The following is a 22465-nucleotide window of genomic DNA, read 5'->3' on the forward strand; positions in this document are numbered from 1 at the left end:
TATCTCCTGTTTATTGATCCAAGTCCATTAAGCCTTCAATAAGCTTAATTCTCATAAACTTTTCGTCAATATTTATTTCCAGAATAAATTCCTCCACTGCCGGGATCAGGAATTTTTTCTTATTTTCTGTTTCCACCTCATATAAGTCCTGCGCACTGTTTTGAATGACATCGCTAAGAGTACCTATCGCACGATCATTTTCATCGATTACCTTCAGTCCGATGAGATCAAATATATGGTAAGTGTCTTCCGGTAAAACTCTGATATCCTCTTTTCGAATGTAAACGGATTTTCCTTTTTGCTTTTCCGCCTCGTTCCGGTCATTGATTCCCTCCAGTTTGAGAATCACCAGGTCTTTCATATATCTCACACCGTCAATTTGATATTCTTTGTTTTCCAATAAGATGACGGATAACTCTTCAAATCGTTCTTTATAGTCGGTATAATGGTAAACCTTGAGCTCTCCCTTCAGGCCAACCACATTGACAACCTGTCCAATTTCTATTTTTTCCATAATTTCCTCTTTACAGTCGATACACAATCTCTTGAATATTTCACGTTCTAAATAATAGGCACATATATAAAATATATGTGCCATAATCGCAGTATTGCAGAATCTCTATTGTACGATTTCTACTACCACTTTTTTATTAGCCTTGGTCGCCGCGGCTTTTACTACAGTACGAAGAGCTTTTGCAATTCTACCTTGCTTTCCGATCACTTTTCCCATATCATCAGGAGCAACCTTCAGCTCGATTACAATAGCCTGTCTTCCTTCTACTTCCTTAACTTCCACCGCATCAGGATTATCAACAAGTGATTTTGCAATAGCTTCAACCAGTTCTACCATATGTTTTCACCGCTTTCCTTATTCTATAATTCCTGATTTCTTGAAAAGGCTTTTTACAGTATCGGTAGGCTGTGCTCCATTTGAAATCCATTTTTTTGCCTTTTCACCGTCGATTTTAACGTCAGCAGGATCTGTTAACGGATTATAGTAACCGATCTCCTCAATAAACTTTCCATCTCTTGGTGAACGGGAATCTGCTACAACTACTCTGTAGAAAGGTTTTTTATGAGCACCCATTCTCTTCAATCTAATTTTAACTGCCATTTGTTCCACCTCCTTCTTTTTGCTTGCTGATTTCTCAAAACTTGATCTGTGCAAACGATATTAATTTATGTTAAACTCAGTCATTCTGAATTTAATCACCTTATACGCTGTAAACTTTCATGCTTCCTAAAAGCCTCTGAACATTTTGTTTTTCTTAAATTTAGGTGCATTAGTAAATTGTTTCATCATTTTTCTGGCTTCTTCATATTTTTTAATTAAATTATTAATTTTACTAACAGGCTGACCGCTTCCAGCCGCGATTCGTTTTCTTCTGCTGGCATTCAGAATGGAAGGATCTTTCCTTTCAGCCTTAGTCATAGACTGTATGATGGCCTCCATCTGTACGAATTCCTTTTCACCGCTGTCCAGATCAACATCTTTCATGGCTTTGTTATTCATACCAGGCATCATATCCAAGATCTTTGCCAAACCGCCCATTTTTTTTATCTGACCAATCTGGTCCAGAAAATCCTCGAGTGTAAACTCGTTCTTTTTCATTTTCTTTTCCAGTTCGGCAGCCTTTTCCTCGTCATAGCTTTCCTGAGCTTTCTCAATGAGTGTCATCATATCACCCATACCCAGAATCCTGGAGGCCATTCTTTCCGGATGGAAAGGTTCAAGGGCATCAAATTTCTCGCCTACACCAATAAACTTAATGGGTTTTCCTGTGACAGACTTGGCAGAGAGTGCAGCGCCGCCTCTTGTGTCACCGTCCAGCTTCGTCATGATGATACCGTCTATACCAAGCTTCTCATTAAAACCTGTTGCAGCATTCACTGCATCCTGACCGGTCATAGCGTCAACCACAAGGAGGATTTCATGCGGCTTGGTTCTTTGCTTGATTCTAACCAGTTCATTCATCAAGTCTTCATCTATCTGGAGTCTGCCCGCCGTATCCAGAATTAAAACATCATAGCCTTTTAATTCTGCCTCTTTCATAGCTTTCTCAGCGATCAGCTCAGGTTCTTTGCAGTCCCGCATGGTAAATACAGGAACATCAACATTTTTACCTACTATTTCCAGCTGGTCAATAGCAGCAGGTCTATAAATATCACAGGCAGCCAACATAGGTTTTTTGCCGTTTTTTTTCAAATAATTCGCCAGTTTACCGCAGGTAGTGGTTTTACCGGTACCTTGCAGACCAGCCATTAAGATGACTGTAAAACCTCTTGGAGAATAGGTCAATTTGCTGTTGGTCCCTCCCATAAGGGATACCAACTCATCGTTTACAATTTTAACAACCTGCTGAGCCGGTGTCAGACTGGCCAATACATCCTGACCCAATGCCTTTTCCTTCACGCTGTCTACAAACTGCTTTACCACCTTAAAGTTGACGTCAGCTTCCAGTAAAGCAAGTTTAACCTCACGCATGGCATCGTTTATATCAGCCTCCGTAAGAATACCTTTTCCTTTTAATTTTTTAAAAACACCTTGCAGTTTTTCCGAAAGTCCTTCAAATGCCATCTTGGCTCTCCTTATTTTCTAACTCAATGTCAAAATCATTTAAAAATTAATCATTGATCTTATCGATGATATCTTTCATGTCTCTCAGCCTGGCTGTGAGTTTTTCATTTTCTATATTTTCTATAATAAGCTGCTCCAATTCCCTGTCTATTGCCGAAATTGCATTCTCGGTTGCGGTAAACTTATGTACCAATCCCAGCTTTTCTTCATATTCGTGTAATGCCTTCTCCGCTTTTTTTACCGCATCATGTACGCCTTGCCTGCTGATTGTGAAAACTTCGGCAATTTCAGAAAGTGAATAATTATCTTCATAATAAAGTTTCAGTATTTCCTGCTGCTTTGCAGTGAGCAACTGACCATAAAAATCATATAGGATACTAATTTCTATTATCTTTTCAAACATCTGCATCCAGCCTTAGGATCTTATTGCCAAGTATTTTACTTGACACCTAGAATACCATATCATAAAGAAATACCACTGTCAAGCTCTTTTACTTGCCAGTGGTATTGATTTTTCAAAATTTATTATTTTAATAATTCGCATTCGTAGCTGATGGGGAACCTGTTGCCCCCTTCTACTACTTCAAGCAGTGCCGACACATCGCCGCTTTTTAAGTCAGGAATTTTTACACTGCCAAAGAGATTGCCCCATAGGGAATGATCCTGATAAACGATATCAATGACATCACAATCCCAAAGATCGTATTTTTCACTCATGGCATAAACTGCGTCCTCCATGGTGCCGATACTGTCCACCAGGCCAAGCTCCATGGCCTGTTTCGCCGTATAGACTCGTCCGTCAGCAAGATTCTTTACTGCATCCAGGTCAAGATTTCTCTCTTCTGCCACAATCCCTACAAATTGTTCATAGGCTTCATCTACAAGAGATTGAAAGATAGCCTGCTGTTCTTGTGTCAGCGGTTCTACACTGCTGCCCATGGCCTTGTTCCTGCCTGCTGTTATGGTCACCGTTTTCACTCCATATTTCTCCAGCAGTTCGGAAATATCATACAACGTTCCGATGGTGACTCCGATGGATCCCGTCCAGGTGTTCCGGTTGGCGAAAATTTCATCTGCTGCTGCTGCAATATAGTATCCGCCCGATGCTGCCATAGACCCCATCACCGCATAGACAGGTCTTTCGGTGGTCTCTTTATATTCATTTAATTTTAAATATAATTCATCACTTTCATAGACACCGCCTCCGGGGGAATCTATGAATAACAGGATTCCCTTATTCTCAGGGTCATTCATCAGTTCATCGATTTTATCCAGAGTCCATTGATGCTGGTAGCCTGTTGCGATTCCAAAGGTGTCTACTTGCCCGGCAAGGATGGTTCCTTCTACGTATAAGGCAGCAAGATAAGGACCGTCTACCTCATAGCCCCTGTCATCGCTGAACAGTGCCCTCTTCACATTCAGTCCGAAAAGTCCGAGGATCAGCATCCCTCCGATAATAATTAAAAAGACAATCAGGCTTTTTTTCAGTTTACTGTTCTTATTCTGATTCTTCTTCAGAGAGTATGATGTTTTGTATCCGTTATCATATTCTGAATATCTTTGCTCATATTCAGTTTCGGTATTTCTTCTTTCCTTCTCTATTGGCCCTTGGTTCTGGCAACCGTGATCAGCATCCAATCTTTCAAAATTATCTTCGTTTTTTTCTGTCATTTCTAATCCCCTTTCTCTTAGCTCGCCCAATTTGCAAAGCAAATTGTTGGCGAACTTATGCAAGAAAATCACAAATCTGTGATTTGTAGATTTTTACTGCGACTTAGCTCGCCCAATTTGTGAAACGCCTAATTTGTGAAACAAATTGCCTAGAAAATCACAAATCTAGTTTGGCAGATTTTTACTTGCATTATTACTTAACTATTTTCTACTTTTTTTTACAATATGTCAATCAAAAAAACTGTTGACAGTGTATTATGTCTTATAGTACACTACATACATCAATAGAATCAAAGGAAGGATTTCTACTGTATATAATATGATAAGGAGGGTGATATCTATGTTTCAACTTGATTTAAAAAGCAGAAAATCCATTTATGAGCAAATTGTTGATAAGATTAAAGAGCTCATTATTGCAGGTATTCTGCGTCCTGAAGATAAGATTCCTTCCGTGCGTGAACTTTCGAAGACCCTTACTGTGAACCCCAATACGATTCAAAAGGCTTATCGGGAATTGGAGTATCAGGGGTATCTGTACACCGTTTCCGGTTTAGGCACCTTTGTGGCCTCTCCGCCGGAGCATCGTATTGATGAAAAAAGAGTGAATGAGGTAAAAGAGCATATACGGGAAAATATCAAAGAATTGCTCTATCTCGGATGCCCTCTGGATCGGGTCAAAGACATGATGGAGGAATTACTGCAGGAAAGGAGTAATTGGAAATGATAAAGATAAAAAATCTTGATAAATCTTTTGATGGTTTTAAAGCACTAACTGATTTAAATTTGAATGTAAAGAAAGGTTCCATCTATGGACTTGTAGGAACAAACGGAGCAGGAAAAACAACATTGATCAAACATCTTACAGGTATTCTGAAGCCTGATGCAGGTGATATCCTCATTGAAGACTCCCCTGTGTTTGATAACATAACCATTAAGGAGAGAATGGGATTTATTCCCGATGATTTATATTTTTTCGCTTCTTATAATTTAAAAGAATCTGCGAAGTTTTACAGCTCCATTTATCCCAACTGGAACCAGAAACGATACGAGTACATGGTAAAACAGTTCGATTTAAATGAAAAAAGGAAGCTATCAAAGTTTTCCAAGGGAATGCAGAAGCAGGCTGCTTTTATTCTCACCATGTCTTCCATGCCGGATTATCTCATTCTGGATGAACCGATTGATGGCTTGGATCCTATTATCAGAAAGCTTGTCTGGAAATACATCGTGGAAGATGTGGCAGAAAGGGAAATGACCGTTTTGGTATCCTCCCACAACCTTCGAGAACTGGAAGGCATTTGCGACTCTATCGGAATCTTGTCTAAAGGGAAAATGATGATCGAACGTGATTTAGACGAACTCAAATCAGATATTCATAAAATCCAGGTAGCCTTTAAGAATGCCGCGGGAAATCCTTATGAAGGGTTAAATGTTCTTCACAAGGAATCCAGAGGAACTGTGGATCTGCTGATTATCCGAAACAGAAAAGACGTTGTAGAGCAGATTATCAACGAGCAGCACCCTGTCATTTTCGATGTTCTGCCCTTATCGTTGGAAGAAATTTTTATTTATGAATTAGGAGGTGGGGATCATGAAATTGAAAGCATCTTATTTTAGCATATCCAGGCCTTTGGTTATTGAAAATCTAAGAAGATTTTGGGCGATTCCCGTACTGGCATTTCTTGTTTATTTCCTTTCAGGAGTATTTCCTATTTTAATGTCGTACAACAAGTTGAACCGTATGGGAAATTACATTGAGATGTCTCTGAACAATCAACAACCTTTTTATATGTTTGCTCACTTGATGTTTCCGGTCATTACCGCTGTTATTATATTTAAATATCTTCAGAGTATCAGCTCCGTGTCGGTGATGCACTCCATGCCGTTTACGAGAGCAAAATTATACCAAAGCGGTTTTCTTTCAGGCCTGATCCTGATCCTGCTGCCTATTTTGGTCAACGGCATCATTCTTCTGGCCATCAGCAAGCCAGTCTATAACGATTACGATATTTACGGCAACCTGGCAAAAAACATCAATCTCTTTGCAAGGGCAGATATTTTGAATTGGATCTGGGTATCCTTCATCATCGTGATTGTGGTTTATGCAGTTTCCGTATTTGCCGGGATCCTAACAGGAAATTCTCTGATGCATTTTGCTACGGCGCTCTGGTTTAATTTCCTGATACCAGCTTTATATGCGGTATTTATCGCTTATTTCACCCATTTCTTCTATGGTTTTGACAGCGCCGGAAGCTGGATGGACTTCGGCATGAGTATATCCCCCTTCCTAAAGGCCTTGGAAAATGCAGGAGAATTTGGTCTGGGTGTAACCTTATATTATATAGCTACTTTCCTTGTTCTTTACGGAGTTACCTTTGTACTCTACGGAAGAAGAAAACTGGAGAGGGCTACGGATACTCTTGCCTTTGGTTTTATGGAACCGATTATTTGCTATCTGATCGCCTTTTTGGGTATGACGCTGCTGGGCTTCTATTTTGATGTTCTGGGCGAATCAGAGTTTTACATGTATGCCGGCCTTGCTGCAGGTACGTTGATTTTCTTCATTATCGGTCAAATGATCGTAAAGAAAACACCGCGCATCTATAACAAAAGGAGTCTTCAAAGCTTTGGAATCTATGCTCTCATTGCTATCCTCTTCATCGTTTCATTGAATTTGGATGTGACAGGTTTTGAGCGCAGGGTGCCGAACCCCGATAAGGTAAAGAGCGTTTCTTTATCCGAGGGATTTCTATCCCGGTATTATTATCATAATGAGTTCTCGCCGGAATTTAAGGATCCTGAAAATATAAAAGCAATCACTGCTTTGCATCAATCACTGATCGATGACAAACAGAGGTTTGAGAATCCAACCCAAAACCTCTACAATACCAGTATCAAGCTTGGGTACGAACTTAGCAGCCCCTTCTCGATGAGCAGAAGATATATTATTGACTATCTCTTCTATCGAGACAGTGCTGAATTCAAGAAGATTTTTGAATCTAAGGAATTTAAAGAATTGTATTCCATTAAAAATATAAAATATGAAAAATTAAATTCCATCAGTTTGAATACAAACCGCCCCATCAGCCAAACCATAGAAATCAAAGATGCAAAGAAGATCAAAGAATTTATTGATTGTATCGATAAGGATTTCCGTGAGCAGACCTTTGAAGATATGGTAAGCCTGAAACGCGGATTTGCCTATGCTGATATCAATTTCGCCTATAAGGACGATAACTCCGGTTCACCAGATCGGTTGATTGAAAACAGCATTTCTTATAACATCACAAAAAATCATAAATACACCATACAGTGGCTGGAGGAAAACGGATATGCAGAACAACTAAAATTTTCTGCGAATGAAATTCAATATATCGAGTTCTATCATCAGGTGAATGAATCAGCTTCAGCCGGATATCCGGAAGCTGTAAAAGAATACTCCACTGTGAATCCTTTGCCGGATGGTGAAGGAAAGAGTCTCCGAATTACGGATCCTCAAACCATTCAAACGATTCTGGATACCTGCGAGACACAAAATATTAATTATGATGATTACTATTACGGAATCATCGTATATAAGAATGGCTTTGAAGATATGGATATTTCAGATCCGCGCACAAAAGAAATGTATGAGAAATACGGATCCGAATATCCAACTTATCAAATCTATTTCAATGAAGGAAATATTCCGGCCTTTTTAACGGATTATTTTCAATAACATCTATCATTCAAAAGGGTTTTTATAATTTAAAACTGCATCAGGTACTGGTGCAGTTTTATTCTTTCCAGACTTATTTCAAAAGCTGTACTTTCGTATATTTTACTCTCGGTTGATACATGTTATAATTAATGTTTCTAAGGATAAATTCAATTCGGAAGTTAGGAGATTATCATGATATACGATATTATTATCATAGGAGCCGGTGCAGCCGGACTCTTCGCGGGAGCTTCTCTTCCCTCTCCTCAAAATGGTTTGATTCTCGAAAAAAGCGCTTCACCCGGTAAGAAGCTGCTGCTCTCCGGAGGCGGCCAATGTAATATCACCCATAATGGCAGTATCAAGGATTTTATTTTACATTACGGTGACCACGGCAAGAAGATACGCTCCGTATTGTATCGATTTAATAATCAATCCGTTATGGATTTCTTTGCAGGCCATCAGTTCCCCCTGTTTGAAAGGGAAGATGGCAAGGTTTTCCCTTCCTCCCTCAAAGCGCAGGATGTTTTGGATCTTCTTTTAAATTGCTGTAACAATAACGGTATCACCATTTTATACAATTCTCCGGTTACAAAAATAAGTTACCGGGAAGATACGTCCTCACCCGTCTATACTGTTAGCTGCGATGGAAATCAATATATGACACGGAAACTCGTAGTCGCAGCAGGAGGTTGTTCCTACCCTGCTACAGGTTCCGACGGGAGCCTGTTGTCTGTACTGAAGGAGCTTGACATTGAGCTGGTTCCATCGAGACCTTCATTAATGCCTGTTTATGTACAGGACTATCCCTATGGAAATTTATCCGGCATCTCATTTTCAAGTGCTAGAATAACTTTGTACGACTCTTTTAAAGGAGATCATCAAATGGCATCATCCTTTTCAGACAGTAAAATTGCAGAAAATACGGATGCTCTGCTCTTTACCCATAGCGGTTTTTCAGGACCCGGCATTTTAAATATTTCTCGTTACGCCGAAAAAGGACAGCAGCTTTCCATCAATTATTATCCGAAAAAAAACCGGGACGCTATCTTGAAAGACTTGACAAAGGCAATACCTGGAAATAAAAAACAGCTCCTTACAGTCCTTTATGAATATTTCAATAAAGAAATATCCGCATCCCCGGCAGAGCTTCCCTATCGTTTTCTGGAATCAGTATGTTTGCGTTGTCAGCTGAATACACAGCAAAAGTATTCTCAAATATCCGGATCCCAGCTAAAATCCCTCGTAAGTATTCTTACGGAAGATACCTTTCTTATAAATAGACTGGGCGGATTTGAGACTGCCATGGCGACTGCCGGCGGTGTATCTCTGGATGAAGTAAACTTAAAAACGCTGGAATCCAATAAATATCCAAACCTGTTCTTTGCTGGTGAAATTCTGGACGTTGACGGGGATACCGGAGGATATAATCTTCAGTTTGCTTTTTCTTCCGGATATCTGGCTGCACAATAATTTATTAAATTTATTAATTCTATTGACATAATTTATATGCACTGTTAATATTGTATATATCGTATATATACAATATTTTTTTACTGTCCATACGGACAGCAAGAGGGGAATCTATGGATATCATTATCAGTAATTCCGGTAATAAGCCAATTTATGAACAGATCACTACTCAAATTAAAAGCTTGATTCTAAACGGTGCTCTTCAGGAGGGAGAGGCGCTTCCTTCCATGAGGCTGCTTGCCAAAGAGCTTCGTATCAGCGTCATTACCACGAAAAGGGCGTATGAGGATCTGGAGAGAGATGGCTATATTGAAACAGTTACAGGAAGAGGCAGCTTCGTTGCCCCTAAAAATCTTGAATTCGTAAAAGAGGAACATTTACGTCAGATAGAAGATCATTTGCAGCATGCTGTTGATCTTGCAAAGCGGAGCGATATTCGCTGCAATGAATTGATCGAAATTCTAAACTTATTATACAAGGACTAGTCAGCAGCCGGCAAATTGGGACTGCATACCGGTCAGAAACGGAGGTACAGGTGAACAGTGCTATTGAAATTAATCATTTAACAAAACATTTTACCGGATTCTCTCTGGAAGATCTTCAATTGAATCTGCCCTGCGGCAGCATCATGGGTTTTATCGGTGAAAACGGTGCAGGGAAAACAACTACCATCAAGCTCATTTTGAATCAGTTGAAAAAAGATACCGGATCCATAAAAATATTCGGCTTGGATCATATTACTGATGAAAAAAGAATCAAGGAAGATATTGGAGTGGTCTTTGACGAAAGTTATTTTCATGAAAACCTGAGGCCCAAGCAGATATCCAAAGTAATGAATCAGATGTTTCAGAATTGGGATGAGAAGCTGTTTTTAGATCATCTGGATCGGTTTCAGATTCCGTTAAATAAGACAACCAAAGAATTTTCCAGGGGGATGAAAATGAAGCTCTCCATTGCTACAGCTTTATCTCATCATCCAAAACTGCTGATTCTGGATGAAGCCACCAGCGGCCTCGATCCCATTGTCAGAAATGAAATTCTGGATCTTTTTCTGGAGTTCATCCAGGACGAAAGCCATTCCATTCTGTTGTCTTCGCATATCACCAGCGACCTGGAAAAAGTAGCCGATTATATCACGTTCATTCATCAGGGGAAATTGGTATTAAGTGAATCGAAGGATCATTTACGTTACAACTATGGCATGCTTTTATGCGGGGCATCAGATTTTTCTGCAATCGACAAGGAAGATATTCTGGGTCACAGGCAGAGCCGCTTTGGTCATGAAATATTAGTGAAAGATAAAGAAGCTATGAAACGAAAATATAAGGGGTTAACCATAGATCAGGTCTCATTGGAAGACATTATGCTTTTTTATGTAAAGGAGGGAGTCCATAAATGATTGGTTTATTGCTGAAAGACTTTTATACCCTAAAACAATACACTCGTTCTATACTGATTATGCTGGTGTTCTTTGCCTTGATCAGCGTGGGAATGGATAATTCCACATCCTTCTTTCAGGGAATGTTTGTCATGCTGTTTATGACCATGACCATTTCTTCTTTCTCCTATGATAATCTAGCGAAATGGGATCGTTATGCCCTTTCTCTTCCCGTGACGAAAAGTACCGTAGTGGCCAGCAAATATTTACTGGCGATAATAATGTCTATGTTTGGATCGGCCATTGCATTTCTCGCCACTTCCATTATGCTGATTTTCCGGCCTGTTGAGGGCTTCGGAATCAGGGAACACCTTCTTGTAACTTATGGTGTCATTATGGTGGCAATCTTTTTTGCCAGTATCCTGCTGCCTTTAATTTATAAATTCGGAGTAGAAAAAAGCAGATTGTTTTTAATCGCTATCTTTGCCGTACCCTTCTCACTGGTAGTCTTACTCGACAAATTGGGGATTGCCTTACCTCCGAAAGAGACACTCATCACCTTGTTCAAGCTTATGCCGGTTCTCGTTCTGTTGATCTTCTTCGTATCCTACCTATTATCGGTTGGGATTTATAAAAATAAAGAGATATGAAGAAACAGTCGAATTGAGAGAATGCAAAGATCTGTGAAAGCGGAAATTTTTATATGCCTGATTGTCCAAAGGGCATCAACAAAAAAGGCCGGGAATATTTCGGAAACATAGTTTCCGCAGATAATCCTGGCCCTTTGTTTTATTTTTTTAATGCTTTATTTTTTAATGGTTTCCTCTTTCATGCTTTACGCATTGATGCTCTACTTTTTGATGCTTTACTCTTCTTCCTGATCCTCGCTGCCGATAAGTTCATCCAGTTCTTCCTCTGATAAACTGTCAAAATCCACTGGTTCATCCGGCAGTTCGTCTGTTAAAATAGGGACTGCTACGATGACATTTTTAGCGTCTTCTAATGCTTCTTCTGGTACAAACAAGTCGATAGGAAAGGCACTGTTTGAACCCATGAAAATTTCAAGAAAATTTCCTGCGCCTTTAAATTTTTTCACACAGGGAATACCTTCGCTTAAAAGTTTAGACTCCAGTAGATCCGCTTCAAAGCTATTTTTTGCCGTGCATAGATATACGCCATCTCGCCATTCATTTCGATCTTTCTTTTCAAACATCGTCATACCTCTTTCCTATTTTTATTACAGGTTTCTATTACAGGTGATTCTGTTGTCTATCGGCTCAGGGATTTAATTTGATTTCTCCTGAATCTCTTTTACCAATTTTTCTATGAAGGCATCAACATTCAAGCTTCCCAGTTCGCCTGCTTTATTGGAGCGAACGGTAAGTTCACCGGATTCCATTTCTTTTTCACCGATTACACCAATGTAAGAAACTCTTTCATTTCTGGCCTCTCTAATCTTATAGCCGATCTTTTCATTTCTCACATCAATTTCCACCCTAATACCGGCATCTTGGAGCTTTTTCCCGACTTCATAGGCGTAATCCGCAAACCTCTCGGTAACCGTTAACAGCTTTACCTGAACCGGTGCCAGCCATAATGGGAATTTTCCTGCAAAGTGCTCCGTCAATATCCCGATAAACCGTTCTATGCTTCCGAAGATTACTCTATGAATCATGACCGGTCTGTGTTTTTCACCATCTTTTCCAACGTAGGTAAGGTCAAATCTTTGAGGCATCTGGAAATCAAGCTGAATGGTACCACACTGCCAAGTCCTTCCGATACTGTCTTCCAGATGGAAGTCTATTTTCGGACCATAAAACGCGCCGTCTCCTTCATTGATAATATAAGGAATGCCTTTCTCCTCCAATGCCTCTTTCAGCGCATTGGTAGCCAGGTTCCATTCTTCTTCCGTACCCATGGAATCCTCCGGTCTGGTGGAAAGCTCAATATGGTACTTAAATCCAAACATACGATATACATAATCTACAAAGTCTACGACTCCCAGGATTTCCGATTTCACCTGCTCAGGCAGCATAAAGATATGCGCATCATCCTGAGTAAAGGTACGTACTCTCATCAATCCGTGAAGTGCTCCGGAAAGCTCATGTCTGTGAACCTGCCCCATTTCGGCCATCCTCATCGGAAAATCACGATAGCTGTACATCTTACGTTTATATGCCAGCATCGCACCAGGACAGTTCATCGGTTTGATCGCATAATCCCCATCATCAATTTTTGTGAAGTACATGTTATTCTGATAGTGATCCCAATGTCCTGATGTATGCCATAATTCTTCACTCAAAATCAATGGCGTTTTGATTTCCTGATAGCCTCTATCCCGATGTGCTTTTCTCCAAAAAGCTTCCAACTCATTCCTGATAATCATGCCATTTGGCATAAAAAACGGGAATCCCGGACCATCTTCATAAATAGCAAAGAGATCCATTTCTTTTCCGATTTTTCTATGATCACGTTTCTTTGCTTCTTCCAATCTCTCAATATATTCATCCAGCATTTTTTGTTTCGGAAAGGATGTGCCGTAAATTCTTTGCAGCATCTTATTCTTTTCGCTGCCTCTCCAGTATGCTCCGGCCACGCTCATCAATTTTACAGCTTTGATGGCTCCTGTGGAAGGCATATGGGGACCTGCACAAAGATCCGTAAAATCGCCCTGCTTATAGAATGAGATGACCGCATCCTCCGGCAAGTCCTGAATCAGCTCTACCTTGTAAGGTTCCTGCCGTTCCTGCATATATCGAATTGCTTCTTCCCTAGGCAGCTCAAATCTTTCCAGGGGCTCATTTGCCTGAACGATTTTGCTCATTTCCTTTTCAAGATTTACTAAATCTTCTTCGGTGAAACGATGCTCCAAATCGAAGTCATAATAAAATCCGTTATCGATTGCCGGTCCAATACCGAGCTTTGCTTCCGGGAAAAGTCTTTTTACCGCCTGAGCTAAAATATGCGAGCTGGTATGCCGAAAGGTGTGATTTCCCTGTTCATCTTCAAATTTCAGAATATCAAGACTGCAATCCTCTTCCAGCTTGTAATCCAAACCCTGTACTTTTCCGTTTACCATTCCGGCCACCGCTTCTTTAGCTAAACCATGATGAATGGACTTTGCCACTTCCAATATTGTAGCACCTTTTTCCACTTCTCTGATGCTTCCGTCTTTTAATGTGATCTTTATCATAATTACCTCCTGACAAGTAAGCATAGTTATCTGACGTTTTATTTGATTATTATCCGATAGATCATTGCTTATTCCCTTATATTATTTTATTCTGCTTCCAATGATGACCATTGACTTCTCTTTTTCAATGTTTGACAGGATAAGTGCCTAACATTATAATTATATGCTATCAGATATATTTGTCAAGAAATGGTGCCGCTCAGGCGTAAGAAAAGGTGAAAAAGATGAAAATTGTATGGATTGGAAACAGTATCGTGAACGGTTTTCCCTATAAACGCAGCCAATGCTTTGTCAGTCTGCTCCGGGAATCGCTGCATTACGAGATGATCAATAAGGGAGAAAACGGTGATATCTCTCCAAATATTCTGTCCAGATTTCAAAAGGATGTTATTTCTCATAAGCCCGACAAGGTGGTGATCATGACGGGAACCAATGATTTCATGCAAGAAATCTGTACACCTGCAGAGACACTTGACTATTTAAAGGCCATGACATCTCTATCCCGGGCAAATGCGATAACCTCCGTTGTGTTAACACCCTTGCCGATTGAAGCATCTATGGCAGCTGAACTTTGGATTCCGGGTGTAGATTACCGGCTGGTAAATCAAAAGCTGGAATTACTTCGTCAGTATTTGCTGGAATGGGAAAAAGAAGAAGAAATGAATGATCCTGAAGTGAAGCGGGAAGCGAAGGTTAAAATCATCGATACTCAAGAATATTTTCGGCAATTTCTTGCAGAAAAACATCGCAGAGAGTATGTTCGGGACGGTCTGCATCCTACGCCTTTGGGTCATGAAGCTATTGCCAGATTTCTTCAGGGTTCACCCCATATACTTGGATAACTTCAAAATGATCACTTCCGGCTATGTCCTTCGGGGTAACCAGCCAGGATCCGTCAGAATCGATATCATATCCCATCTGATAGAAGGGATACCATACTAAATGAGAGCATTGAGTTTTTCTGATGCTCTTTGGTGCTTTGGCGGGAATACCTGTAAACAGGCCGTATGGAAGATCATATAGTTCTTCCAAAGCCAAGGCGGCTGCCTGTTCAGCGATCCCCTCATTATCGCTCTTTAATCTCAGATGAATAAAGCTCGGGTAGGTCATCCATTTATCAACGCTCTGAATCATGGAAGGATGCCCCAGAACAATGGCCTCGAGAGTTTCTCCCCTCCTCGCATCTGTTACAATGGCCGCATGGCCGTGCCGCCACCCCAAGGAATGAGTGGCTTTCGTAATAAACACATCTCCATCCTTCAGATCGGGAATATTAAATTCCTGGATGAGTTTTCCCTCTTCATCCCGGTTGCGTTCTTCATAAGTAATAATCCCTATTTTTTTACAAACAAATTTACCTGACGAAAAAAAGTCATTCTGATACTGGAGAAAGATCTTCTCTCTTTCTTCCTTTGCTGTAGCTGCCAGCAACTCATCTACAGCGGGTTGCCCCAGCCCGGTCTGCAGGAATAAAGTATGGTAGTCGACCTCTGTCAATTTTTCCTTGCTGAGGATAGATCCCAGTTCTGTCTTGCTGTAATCCGGAGTCCATACTCCATCCTTTTCAATCAGCCAATTTAGTAAGGCAGGTGTCAAAAAGGCAATAAAAATCAGTACTATCGCAGCCAATAGCATTTTTTTAAAGCGTCTCGGATATTTTATAGTTTTATTCATCCTCTGCATGTATCCTATCTAATAAAAAATGATCCTGCTATTGTAAATTCGTTTATCTTGCTATCAATACAGGCTTGTTAACGTATAACGCCACTTTATATGCGGAACTGCCTACCAAAAAGCTTTGCAATCTGCTTTTTCCCTTCGCTCCGATTATGACAAGATCAAAGTCGTTCCCATTGGCATACTCAATAATTTTATTGGCAACGTTGCCTTCCAGCTGGACAGTAATAACACGGTCGGTCATGGGCTCAAACTTTTTCTTCCCATCTTCTAATATGTCCATCGACATTTGCTCGAATTGTGTTTTAAAATTTTCTTCCACTTCCCGATTATAATGAAACATATGTTGAGAAAAATCATTTACGTGAATTAACGTAACCTGACTGTCCAGACCAAAAGCGATTTCCTTCGCTTTTTCCATAGCCAGTTCCGAGTATTTTGATCCGTCAATCGGAACAAGTATTTTTTTCATAAAATCACTCCTTTCAATTTTATGTGAATGAAATAACTTTATGAAAGACTATACTTTCCAAGACCGATTTAGAACCAAAATGATACAAATTCCGCAAATTCCGCAACTACTTGCTTTCTATGCTTAAATCAGATCCAAAGTGTTTAAATCTAATCGGTAAGTCACGTCTTTTCTCTCTACAATGATGACAACCTTTTCCAGAAGCTCCTGGTCTGCTTTAATCAAGGCAATCAATTCTTTGGTTGGATTAATTGCATAAGGAAACCCCACCGACTTTAACATTGAAAAGTCACCGGAGGTATCCCCGTAAGCATAACTCCTTGTAAGATCGATATCATGGTCATCTGCCATTTCCAGTAACGCTTTTCTCTTGCTTTCGGAATCCCACATGGGAATGATGCTTCCATTGTATTTGCCATTATCTCCGATTTCATAGATCGTTCCCTTATAATAATCCATACCGTATTTATTTGACATCTCTCGGACCAGTTCTACCGGTGACCCGGAAATAGCCATTACCAGATGACCTTGATCTTTATGCCATTTAATTCTTTCCCGGGAATAGGTATAAACTCTCTCTCCTTTCTGCTCTATCACTTTTTTGGCAATATAGCAAATGTGAAAGGCTTCTGTATCTTTTACGGTTTCGGAATAGATATCAACCATCTTCTGCAAATATAAATCATAATCGCCCTGCCTCTTATCCCATTTTGTATAGGCAGGCTTTACATCGCTATACCATTTGCTGTCTGCAATCAGCTCATATTTAATCATTTTTTTAAACATCTCGCTGATTAGTCCTTCACGGGAAATTGTCCCATCAATATCAAAAAAAGCCGCACTTTTTTTCATAAAACACGATGCTCCTTTAATTCATAGTATTATAATTATCTAATAAAACCCTCTTGAGCACAAGTATCCCTATTACTATAGATTCCCATAAATATGACAATACAGGCATATTCTCTATCAGTATACCCGAATATAACCTGTATAACCACTTTTTTCAGTATTCCCGTTTCAGTTTATCAATAGATTATTGTTATTTTGATCGACAGTTCTTTTGATCTATTGTTCATTTGATCGACAGTTCTTTTGATCTATTGTTCATTTGATCGACAGTTCTTCAGTCCAACAGCTCTTTAGATTAATAGATTGATTCTTTATTAGAAACATTTTCAACCTTTTCATTTTCATCAGCATACATGAATTTTATTCCGCATCTATAGCAAAAATTTCGATCCGCCCTTTGGTCCGTCCAGCAGTGCGGACAGGTGACAGTTCTGCACTTCCTGGAAAAGCAGAAAGCATCATGATTGGAATCTTTGATTTTTCGAAGCATCAGCGTCCCCCTCCTTCTGGCTTCAGTATAATTCAGGAGAAAGGAATCCCAATATGACTTTTGTCATATCCAGAAGAAAAAACTTATGTTACACTGTTATCACTTGGGAGGTGGAAAAATGAGCGTTGAACGACTTTCAGCAGATGCAAAAAGGTACTTGGGTTCCTTTGGACTATCCGAATCTATCCAGGATCAGGCTTTTCTTCTGCATTATAAAAAAGGGGACTGGCTTTGCAGCGGCGGTAATCCTATGGACTATCTGCTGTTTTTAATGGATGGGAAAGCAAAGGTTTGCATGACTTCTAAAAATGGAAAAACCTTATTACAATGCTTTTATACTCCCGGCAGCATTCTAGGTGATGTGGAATTGATGGCAGACAATATAGGTGTATCCGATGTTATCGCAATTACTGCCGTAACCTGTATCGGAATACCCCTTATCTACTGTCAGGATGCTTTGAAAAACAATGTTGAGTTCATGAGATTTATCGGTACTTCCCTTGCGAACAAGCTGAAACAATGCTCCAAAAACAGTGCAGCAAATATTTTGAATACCTTAGAATCCCGTTTATGTGCCTATATTGATATGACCAACGAGAACCATGAATTTACGGATAACCTTACAGAAATCGCAGAACTATTGGGTACCAGCTATCGCCATTTATTGAGGTCGATCAATAAACTCTGCAAAGATGGGATCCTGGAGAAACGCTCCCGCACTCATTACGTTATTAAAAACATAGAAGCAATCAGGCGGCAGAACCCAAACGAATATGCAACCTTCCAAAGCTTCACATTATTGGATTAGAAGCAATGTCGCTGCCAAACCAATGATGACCCTGGTTAGTTCCCTCATATTCCATGAGACCCTCTTCATATCCCTGAAGATCGTCTTCAAAATGAATAGTATAGGTAATGCGGCTGCTCTTTGGAAGCGGCATGTTTTCCGTTGTTTTATTCAAAAGGTAATCTACATATTTATGACCTTCCTCATAATCAAATACCATTCTCCCCTCTGCAAATTCCTCTTCCTCATAATATAAAGCAGCCCCGGCAGCACACTCTTCAGCCAGCGCTTTTAGATAAACCTGAGACTGTACATATCTTCCCATATCTCCCTGATAAGTCAGAAAGCTGATATGAACCATCAACTGGTTTTTCAGGAATCCGCTCATAGACATTCCAATATAATTCACTGAGAGAAAAGCAGTTCCGATATACATAAATGGTACAAGGAAGACAACGATTCTTGCAGATTCGGAATTCAGCCATTTGCGTTCCTCTGCAATGATACGCCTCGGCATTTTCTTCAACCGCCAGGTGCTTTTTCTCTTTACTGATCACATTATTCCATTTCCAGGTATCATGTTAGTTTGGATTAATTCCTAATTGTCATCATCAATATCGTACATTCATATTTAGTTATTTACATTTATTTTATAATAAATGAAACTTTTTTCTTAAAATTCCCCCCTTACATATATAGTGATTATTTTTAAGGAGGAAATTTTATGAAAAAAACATTTAAACTTCTAATTTTAGCTCTCACAATGCTATCATTAACAGTACCTATGGGTAGTATAGCCTTTGCATCTTCATATTTGAATGAGTCAGAGGTTATAGTAAATAGTGTGTCATCAATTTCAGTTATTGCAAATCGCTCGACAACAACTACCGGTAAGGTTTCTGCTTCAGGATCCTTAACAGATGTAGCAAGTTCAATAACAACAAAAGCAACCTTGTATGAATATGATTCATCAACAGGTTCCTTAATTGCTACTAGTGTAACTCCCGTTACAAAAACAAGCTATAATTGTTCTATTTATAGCTTTAGTACATCTTTCTCCGTTAAAGAAGCTAAACGTTATAAGGTAAAACTTGAAATAACTGATGTTACAAACGGATTAACAAATAAGAATACATTTTACAGTAATATCTTTTAATAAGTATTTACTTGTAATCGTTCATAAGTTTATAAATAGCTTGAACGACAAAAAAGACTATGCAAATAATGATTACATAGTCTTTTCTTACTTTTATTATTTATATTGTAATATTGATAATATTTCATCTACGCTGGCACTTCCAGCTATATCGATTGAATAATCTTCCGTAGTATAATTGACTGAATTTCCACCATCTCCAAACGGATCTTCTGATACATAAATTGTTCCCTCTTCAGTTTCAATTTCATGAGTCACACCCACCAAACTCATTGAGAATCCATCTTTTAGTATGAATTGCTGTCTTATCGTTAGTATCTTATCTTCATTATCATTATAAATGTAAATAGCATTATATACATCTTTAGCGGTTTTTGTAATCGTTAATGATACAAAATTATATCGATCAGGGACTTTATTCAGTTCGAATAAATCAGGGAAAAAATTAGTTGCTTTTTCTATTTCGTCTAAGTCTTTAATATCCAGTACAATTGTATCATCCTGAACATATTTTTTATGATTTTCATTTCCTTTTGAGAATAAGTTATTTATTAACACTAGCTTCTTTTCGATTTTAAATTCTGTTGCACTGACTGCTCCATTAGAAATAATAATTGCAAGAGTTCCGGATAATAAACAAAGAATCAATACTGATGCTGCTATAGCAAGATATTTTAGGCCACGTGATTTTTTTATGTTGTAATTAAATAGATTTGGTTCTACATATTTTATATCCTTATAAAAATCTAATAATTCAAAATCTTCTTCAATTGTGTTTTTTATAGCATTACCGATTAATTCTTCATATTTGTTATTATTCATTCGAACTTCTCCTCTACTAATAATTTTTTAAACTTACTTAAACCTCGAACGTGTGTTGTTTTTATAGTATTGTAATTAATATGAAGAATTTTTGATATCTCTTTTAGAGGTATATCATAATAATAATGTAATATGTAAATTTGCTGTTCTTCTTCGGATAGCTTATTTAATAATAATATTATCAGTTCTTTATCCTCTATCATTTTTGTAAAATCATCAAAGTTACTTTCATTGAATATATTATCTTGGATATTTTCGGCGATATCATTTACAAATAATACATTTTGATTCTTTGAATAATATCGTCTTGCTTCAGCCTTAGCAATGGAGTAAATCCATGATTTCATCTTATCAATTTCTCTTAGTCTCTCAAGACCTTGATAAGCTTCAATTAAAGTATTCTGAAAGATCTCCTCCATAGCATACTGATCTTTTCTGGTTAAGCTATAAATAAATCTTTGTAAATCTTTACTGTATATATTACAAATCTCTTCAAATAATTTATGTTTTAATTTATCTTCTTTCATATTACACCTAAATATATTATTTAATATTATATCTAAGTATAATAATACAATATTTTTCCTATTATTTCAAACACTTACATTATTTATTTAAAAAAGACTGCAACACCTAAAAATGTTGCAGCCTCCTTGCTGTATTCATATATGAATTAATACAGTAATTGTAATTGAATATTTTTTTACATGACCCTAAATAGATGGATATGGGATGTAAAATGTTCGCACTACCGTAAATGGACCAATATTTTGACCATCTTTAATGAAGGAAATCCGGCTCCCCATTGTAATCTCGGTACCCTGACTTATCGGCAGCACTTTAGGTAGTATAAGATTTTCTACCCAAGGCTCTTGTGGCCCTTCTGCTTTTATTTCGATAGAATCAACGTAAGGCTCTGTTGCTTTGTTATTGATACTACAAACAGCATAATGCGATTCAGACTTCCATATCACAAGATCAGCCATAAAACGGTAGGGGTATTGATTATTGTCGTAATCTTGAATAGATGCATATTCCAACTGGTATCGTTCAAAGTTTGATTTTTGAATTATTTTTTCAGAATTCTCTTCACTATAGCCATACGTGTCGATGAGCTGATTCTTAATCTTCTCAATCCAACTTGGATCAGGAGCCTCTATTGTTGCTTCCAACTGCATGATTTTTTGATATGGATGAAATTCTACAGAAGGTTTATTTTCCTCTGCACAACCGAAAAGGGAAACCATACATAAAATTAAGGAAATAATTATAATCCTTTTTTTCATAAATTTTCCTCCAAATACGGATAGGTTTAATTAATTTTTATTAATTGGCATATGGATTATACCATGTCCACGACATCTGCATAGAATTTGATGTATATGTAATGGTTGTTCCCACGGATCCACTAACTGAAAATCCGGGAACGGATATACCACCACCTGCAGATACATTATATGTAATGGTGAAGTATCCTGATCCGCCAAGGTCAACTTTACTTGCGGTCATCCCACTTTTCCAGGCGCTGGACTCATGCCATTCCCATGTATATACACCATTAGAACCCATTGTCCAGACTGCAGTAACATCACTAATTGAGTACATTGAACCTGCACCTACAAGTTTTATAGTAGCTTCACTCTTTGCTTTGAAATTCGAATTGCCACTGTACGTAAATGTTTTTGAAGCTTTATAATATTGAGTTGAAGCTGCAGTTACGGTATTAGGATCTAATTTGTTTATTTTCGCAAGCTTTACTTGTGAGTCTCTTGCATCTAGAGCCTTAGCTTCCTGCAAGGTCAAGTCATTTGCTGCTGCCATTAAAGCAATATATTCGTCATACGTAATTTGAACGGTTTGTTGTGGCCCAGGAATCATTGTTTCGGCATTGGTATCGGCAAAAGAAACCACACTCATTGAGAGCATTAGGCAAATAATTAATAAAATACAGAAAATATTTTTTTTCATAGCTTTTCTCCTTTTTGTTGAATTCATCGAACTGCAGAAATTATTTTTCACTGACAGACGATGATTAGTTTAACGACAACTTATTCCTTAATAGGATACGATTCAACAAAACATGACAACCCCTCCCCTTTTAAAAAATGCTTTCTAATTATAAGGGGAAGATTTTCCAAAAAAAGTTTCAATTATTTTATATTTTTAAAAATTGGGTTGAATGAAAAACTAAGTTCCGTTTTTTATTCAAGGGGGGGTGA

27 protein-coding genes are annotated in these 22465 nt (G+C 38.5%); 10 read left to right on the forward strand and 17 right to left on the reverse strand.

Annotated features, from left to right (window positions below):
* Positions 1-10: 10 nt before the first annotated feature.
* The 6 genes from rimM to sppA form a co-directional block, all read right to left on the reverse strand.
* Positions 11-514 (reverse strand): ribosome maturation factor RimM, encoded by a 504-nt coding sequence (rimM, locus tag KCX82_RS02815; RefSeq protein WP_227016914.1) that lies wholly within the window; start codon positions 512-514, stop codon positions 11-13.
* Positions 515-619: 105 nt separating this feature from the next.
* Positions 620-850 (reverse strand): KH domain-containing protein, encoded by a 231-nt coding sequence (locus tag KCX82_RS02820; protein ID WP_227016915.1) that lies wholly within the window; start codon positions 848-850, stop codon positions 620-622.
* A gap of 18 nt (positions 851-868) precedes the next feature.
* Entirely contained in the window at positions 869-1114 is a 246-nt protein-coding gene (gene rpsP / locus KCX82_RS02825; RefSeq protein ID WP_227016916.1) for a 30S ribosomal protein S16, read from the reverse strand.
* Positions 1115-1240: 126 nt separating this feature from the next.
* Positions 1241-2578 (reverse strand): signal recognition particle protein, encoded by a 1338-nt coding sequence (gene ffh, locus KCX82_RS02830; protein ID WP_227016917.1) that lies wholly within the window; start codon positions 2576-2578, stop codon positions 1241-1243.
* A 46-nt stretch (positions 2579-2624) separates the two neighbouring features.
* On the reverse strand, positions 2625-2981 hold the full coding sequence (gene ylxM, locus KCX82_RS02835) for a YlxM family DNA-binding protein (RefSeq protein ID WP_227016918.1): 357 nt from the start codon (positions 2979-2981) through the stop codon (positions 2625-2627).
* Between the two features lie 122 nt (positions 2982-3103).
* Positions 3104-4249, reverse strand: coding sequence for a signal peptide peptidase SppA (gene sppA, locus KCX82_RS02840; RefSeq protein WP_227016919.1), 1146 nt, complete (start codon positions 4247-4249; stop codon positions 3104-3106).
* 340 nt (positions 4250-4589) lie between these two features.
* Between sppA and KCX82_RS02845 the strand changes: the two genes are divergently transcribed.
* From KCX82_RS02845 to KCX82_RS02875, 7 genes are all read left to right on the forward strand, one after another.
* The gene (locus KCX82_RS02845) at positions 4590-4973 is read left to right on the forward strand and encodes a GntR family transcriptional regulator (protein WP_227016920.1); all 384 of its coding nucleotides are present in this window, start codon (positions 4590-4592) and stop codon (positions 4971-4973) included.
* On the forward strand, positions 4970-5866 hold the full coding sequence (locus tag KCX82_RS02850) for an ABC transporter ATP-binding protein (RefSeq protein WP_227016921.1): 897 nt from the start codon (positions 4970-4972) through the stop codon (positions 5864-5866). Before KCX82_RS02845 ends, KCX82_RS02850 begins: the two co-directional genes overlap by 4 nt.
* Positions 5841-7967, forward strand: a complete 2127-nt coding sequence (locus KCX82_RS02855; protein WP_227016922.1) for a hypothetical protein — start codon at positions 5841-5843, stop codon at positions 7965-7967. The genes KCX82_RS02850 and KCX82_RS02855 overlap by 26 nt, the downstream gene beginning before the upstream one ends.
* A 174-nt stretch (positions 7968-8141) precedes the next feature.
* Positions 8142-9419: a BaiN/RdsA family NAD(P)/FAD-dependent oxidoreductase gene (locus tag KCX82_RS02860; protein WP_227016923.1), complete on the forward strand. Its 1278-nt coding sequence runs from the start codon at positions 8142-8144 to the stop codon at positions 9417-9419.
* A 113-nt stretch (positions 9420-9532) separates the two neighbouring features.
* Positions 9533-9904, forward strand: a complete 372-nt coding sequence (locus KCX82_RS02865; protein WP_227016924.1) for a GntR family transcriptional regulator — start codon at positions 9533-9535, stop codon at positions 9902-9904.
* A gap of 50 nt (positions 9905-9954) precedes the next feature.
* Positions 9955-10818 carry an ABC transporter ATP-binding protein gene (locus KCX82_RS02870; RefSeq protein ID WP_227016925.1) on the forward strand — a complete coding sequence of 288 codons (864 nt, stop codon included), beginning with the start codon at positions 9955-9957 and terminating at the stop codon, positions 10816-10818.
* A complete protein-coding gene (locus KCX82_RS02875; protein WP_227016926.1) occupies positions 10815-11447 on the forward strand; it encodes an ABC-2 transporter permease in 633 nt (210 codons plus the stop codon). Before KCX82_RS02870 ends, KCX82_RS02875 begins: the two co-directional genes overlap by 4 nt.
* A gap of 215 nt (positions 11448-11662) precedes the next feature.
* On the opposite strand, the gene KCX82_RS02880 is transcribed toward KCX82_RS02875, so the two are convergent.
* Both KCX82_RS02880 and thrS read right to left on the reverse strand, forming a co-directional pair.
* Complete coding sequence (locus KCX82_RS02880) at positions 11663-12010, reverse strand: putative signal transducing protein (RefSeq protein ID WP_227016927.1); 348 nt, start codon at positions 12008-12010, stop codon at positions 11663-11665.
* A 72-nt stretch (positions 12011-12082) separates the two neighbouring features.
* Positions 12083-13990 carry a threonine--tRNA ligase gene (thrS, locus tag KCX82_RS02885; protein ID WP_227016928.1) on the reverse strand — a complete coding sequence of 636 codons (1908 nt, stop codon included), beginning with the start codon at positions 13988-13990 and terminating at the stop codon, positions 12083-12085.
* 224 nt (positions 13991-14214) lie between these two features.
* Between thrS and KCX82_RS02890 the strand changes: the two genes are divergently transcribed.
* Positions 14215-14832: a GDSL-type esterase/lipase family protein gene (locus tag KCX82_RS02890; RefSeq protein ID WP_227016929.1), complete on the forward strand. Its 618-nt coding sequence runs from the start codon at positions 14215-14217 to the stop codon at positions 14830-14832.
* Here the strand turns inward: KCX82_RS02890 and KCX82_RS02895 are convergent.
* The 4 genes from KCX82_RS02895 to KCX82_RS02910 form a co-directional block, all read right to left on the reverse strand.
* The gene (locus KCX82_RS02895; RefSeq protein WP_227016930.1) at positions 14789-15619 is read right to left on the reverse strand and encodes a hypothetical protein; all 831 of its coding nucleotides are present in this window, start codon (positions 15617-15619) and stop codon (positions 14789-14791) included. The two genes, KCX82_RS02890 and KCX82_RS02895, sit on opposite strands and share 44 nt — an antisense overlap.
* Before the next feature lie 97 nt (positions 15620-15716).
* The gene (locus KCX82_RS02900) at positions 15717-16139 is read right to left on the reverse strand and encodes a universal stress protein (RefSeq protein ID WP_227016931.1); all 423 of its coding nucleotides are present in this window, start codon (positions 16137-16139) and stop codon (positions 15717-15719) included.
* Between the two features lie 123 nt (positions 16140-16262).
* A complete protein-coding gene (locus KCX82_RS02905; RefSeq protein ID WP_227016932.1) occupies positions 16263-16991 on the reverse strand; it encodes an HAD-IB family hydrolase in 729 nt (242 codons plus the stop codon).
* A gap of 295 nt (positions 16992-17286) precedes the next feature.
* Positions 17287-17481 (reverse strand): hypothetical protein, encoded by a 195-nt coding sequence (locus KCX82_RS02910; RefSeq protein WP_227016933.1) that lies wholly within the window; start codon positions 17479-17481, stop codon positions 17287-17289.
* Positions 17482-17599: 118 nt separating this feature from the next.
* On the opposite strand from KCX82_RS02910, the gene KCX82_RS02915 reads away from it, so the two are divergent.
* On the forward strand, positions 17600-18289 hold the full coding sequence (locus KCX82_RS02915; RefSeq protein ID WP_227016934.1) for a cyclic nucleotide-binding domain-containing protein: 690 nt from the start codon (positions 17600-17602) through the stop codon (positions 18287-18289).
* On the opposite strand, the gene KCX82_RS02920 is transcribed toward KCX82_RS02915, so the two are convergent.
* The gene (locus tag KCX82_RS02920; protein ID WP_227016935.1) at positions 18273-18794 is read right to left on the reverse strand and encodes a hypothetical protein; all 522 of its coding nucleotides are present in this window, start codon (positions 18792-18794) and stop codon (positions 18273-18275) included. The genes KCX82_RS02915 and KCX82_RS02920 overlap by 17 nt on opposite strands.
* Positions 18795-18992: 198 nt before the next feature.
* On the opposite strand from KCX82_RS02920, the gene KCX82_RS02925 reads away from it, so the two are divergent.
* On the forward strand, positions 18993-19424 hold the full coding sequence (locus KCX82_RS02925; protein WP_227016936.1) for a hypothetical protein: 432 nt from the start codon (positions 18993-18995) through the stop codon (positions 19422-19424).
* Positions 19425-19520: 96 nt separating this feature from the next.
* Here KCX82_RS02925 and KCX82_RS02930 read toward each other — a convergent pair whose 3' ends face one another.
* From KCX82_RS02930 to KCX82_RS02945, 4 genes are all read right to left on the reverse strand, one after another.
* Positions 19521-20246: a hypothetical protein gene (locus tag KCX82_RS02930; RefSeq protein WP_227016937.1), complete on the reverse strand. Its 726-nt coding sequence runs from the start codon at positions 20244-20246 to the stop codon at positions 19521-19523.
* Positions 20243-20773: an RNA polymerase sigma factor gene (locus KCX82_RS02935; protein WP_227016938.1), complete on the reverse strand. Its 531-nt coding sequence runs from the start codon at positions 20771-20773 to the stop codon at positions 20243-20245. The genes KCX82_RS02930 and KCX82_RS02935 overlap by 4 nt, the downstream gene beginning before the upstream one ends.
* A 186-nt stretch (positions 20774-20959) precedes the next feature.
* On the reverse strand, positions 20960-21532 hold the full coding sequence (locus KCX82_RS02940; RefSeq protein ID WP_227016939.1) for a hypothetical protein: 573 nt from the start codon (positions 21530-21532) through the stop codon (positions 20960-20962).
* A gap of 40 nt (positions 21533-21572) precedes the next feature.
* The gene (locus KCX82_RS02945) at positions 21573-22214 is read right to left on the reverse strand and encodes a hypothetical protein (RefSeq protein ID WP_227016940.1); all 642 of its coding nucleotides are present in this window, start codon (positions 22212-22214) and stop codon (positions 21573-21575) included.
* Between the last annotated feature and the right edge of the window lie 251 nt (positions 22215-22465).

The sequence above is a fragment of the Sinanaerobacter chloroacetimidivorans genome (genome assembly GCF_018128545.1).
In the GTDB taxonomy this organism is placed as follows: Bacteria; Bacillota; Clostridia; order Peptostreptococcales; family Anaerovoracaceae; genus Sinanaerobacter; species Sinanaerobacter chloroacetimidivorans.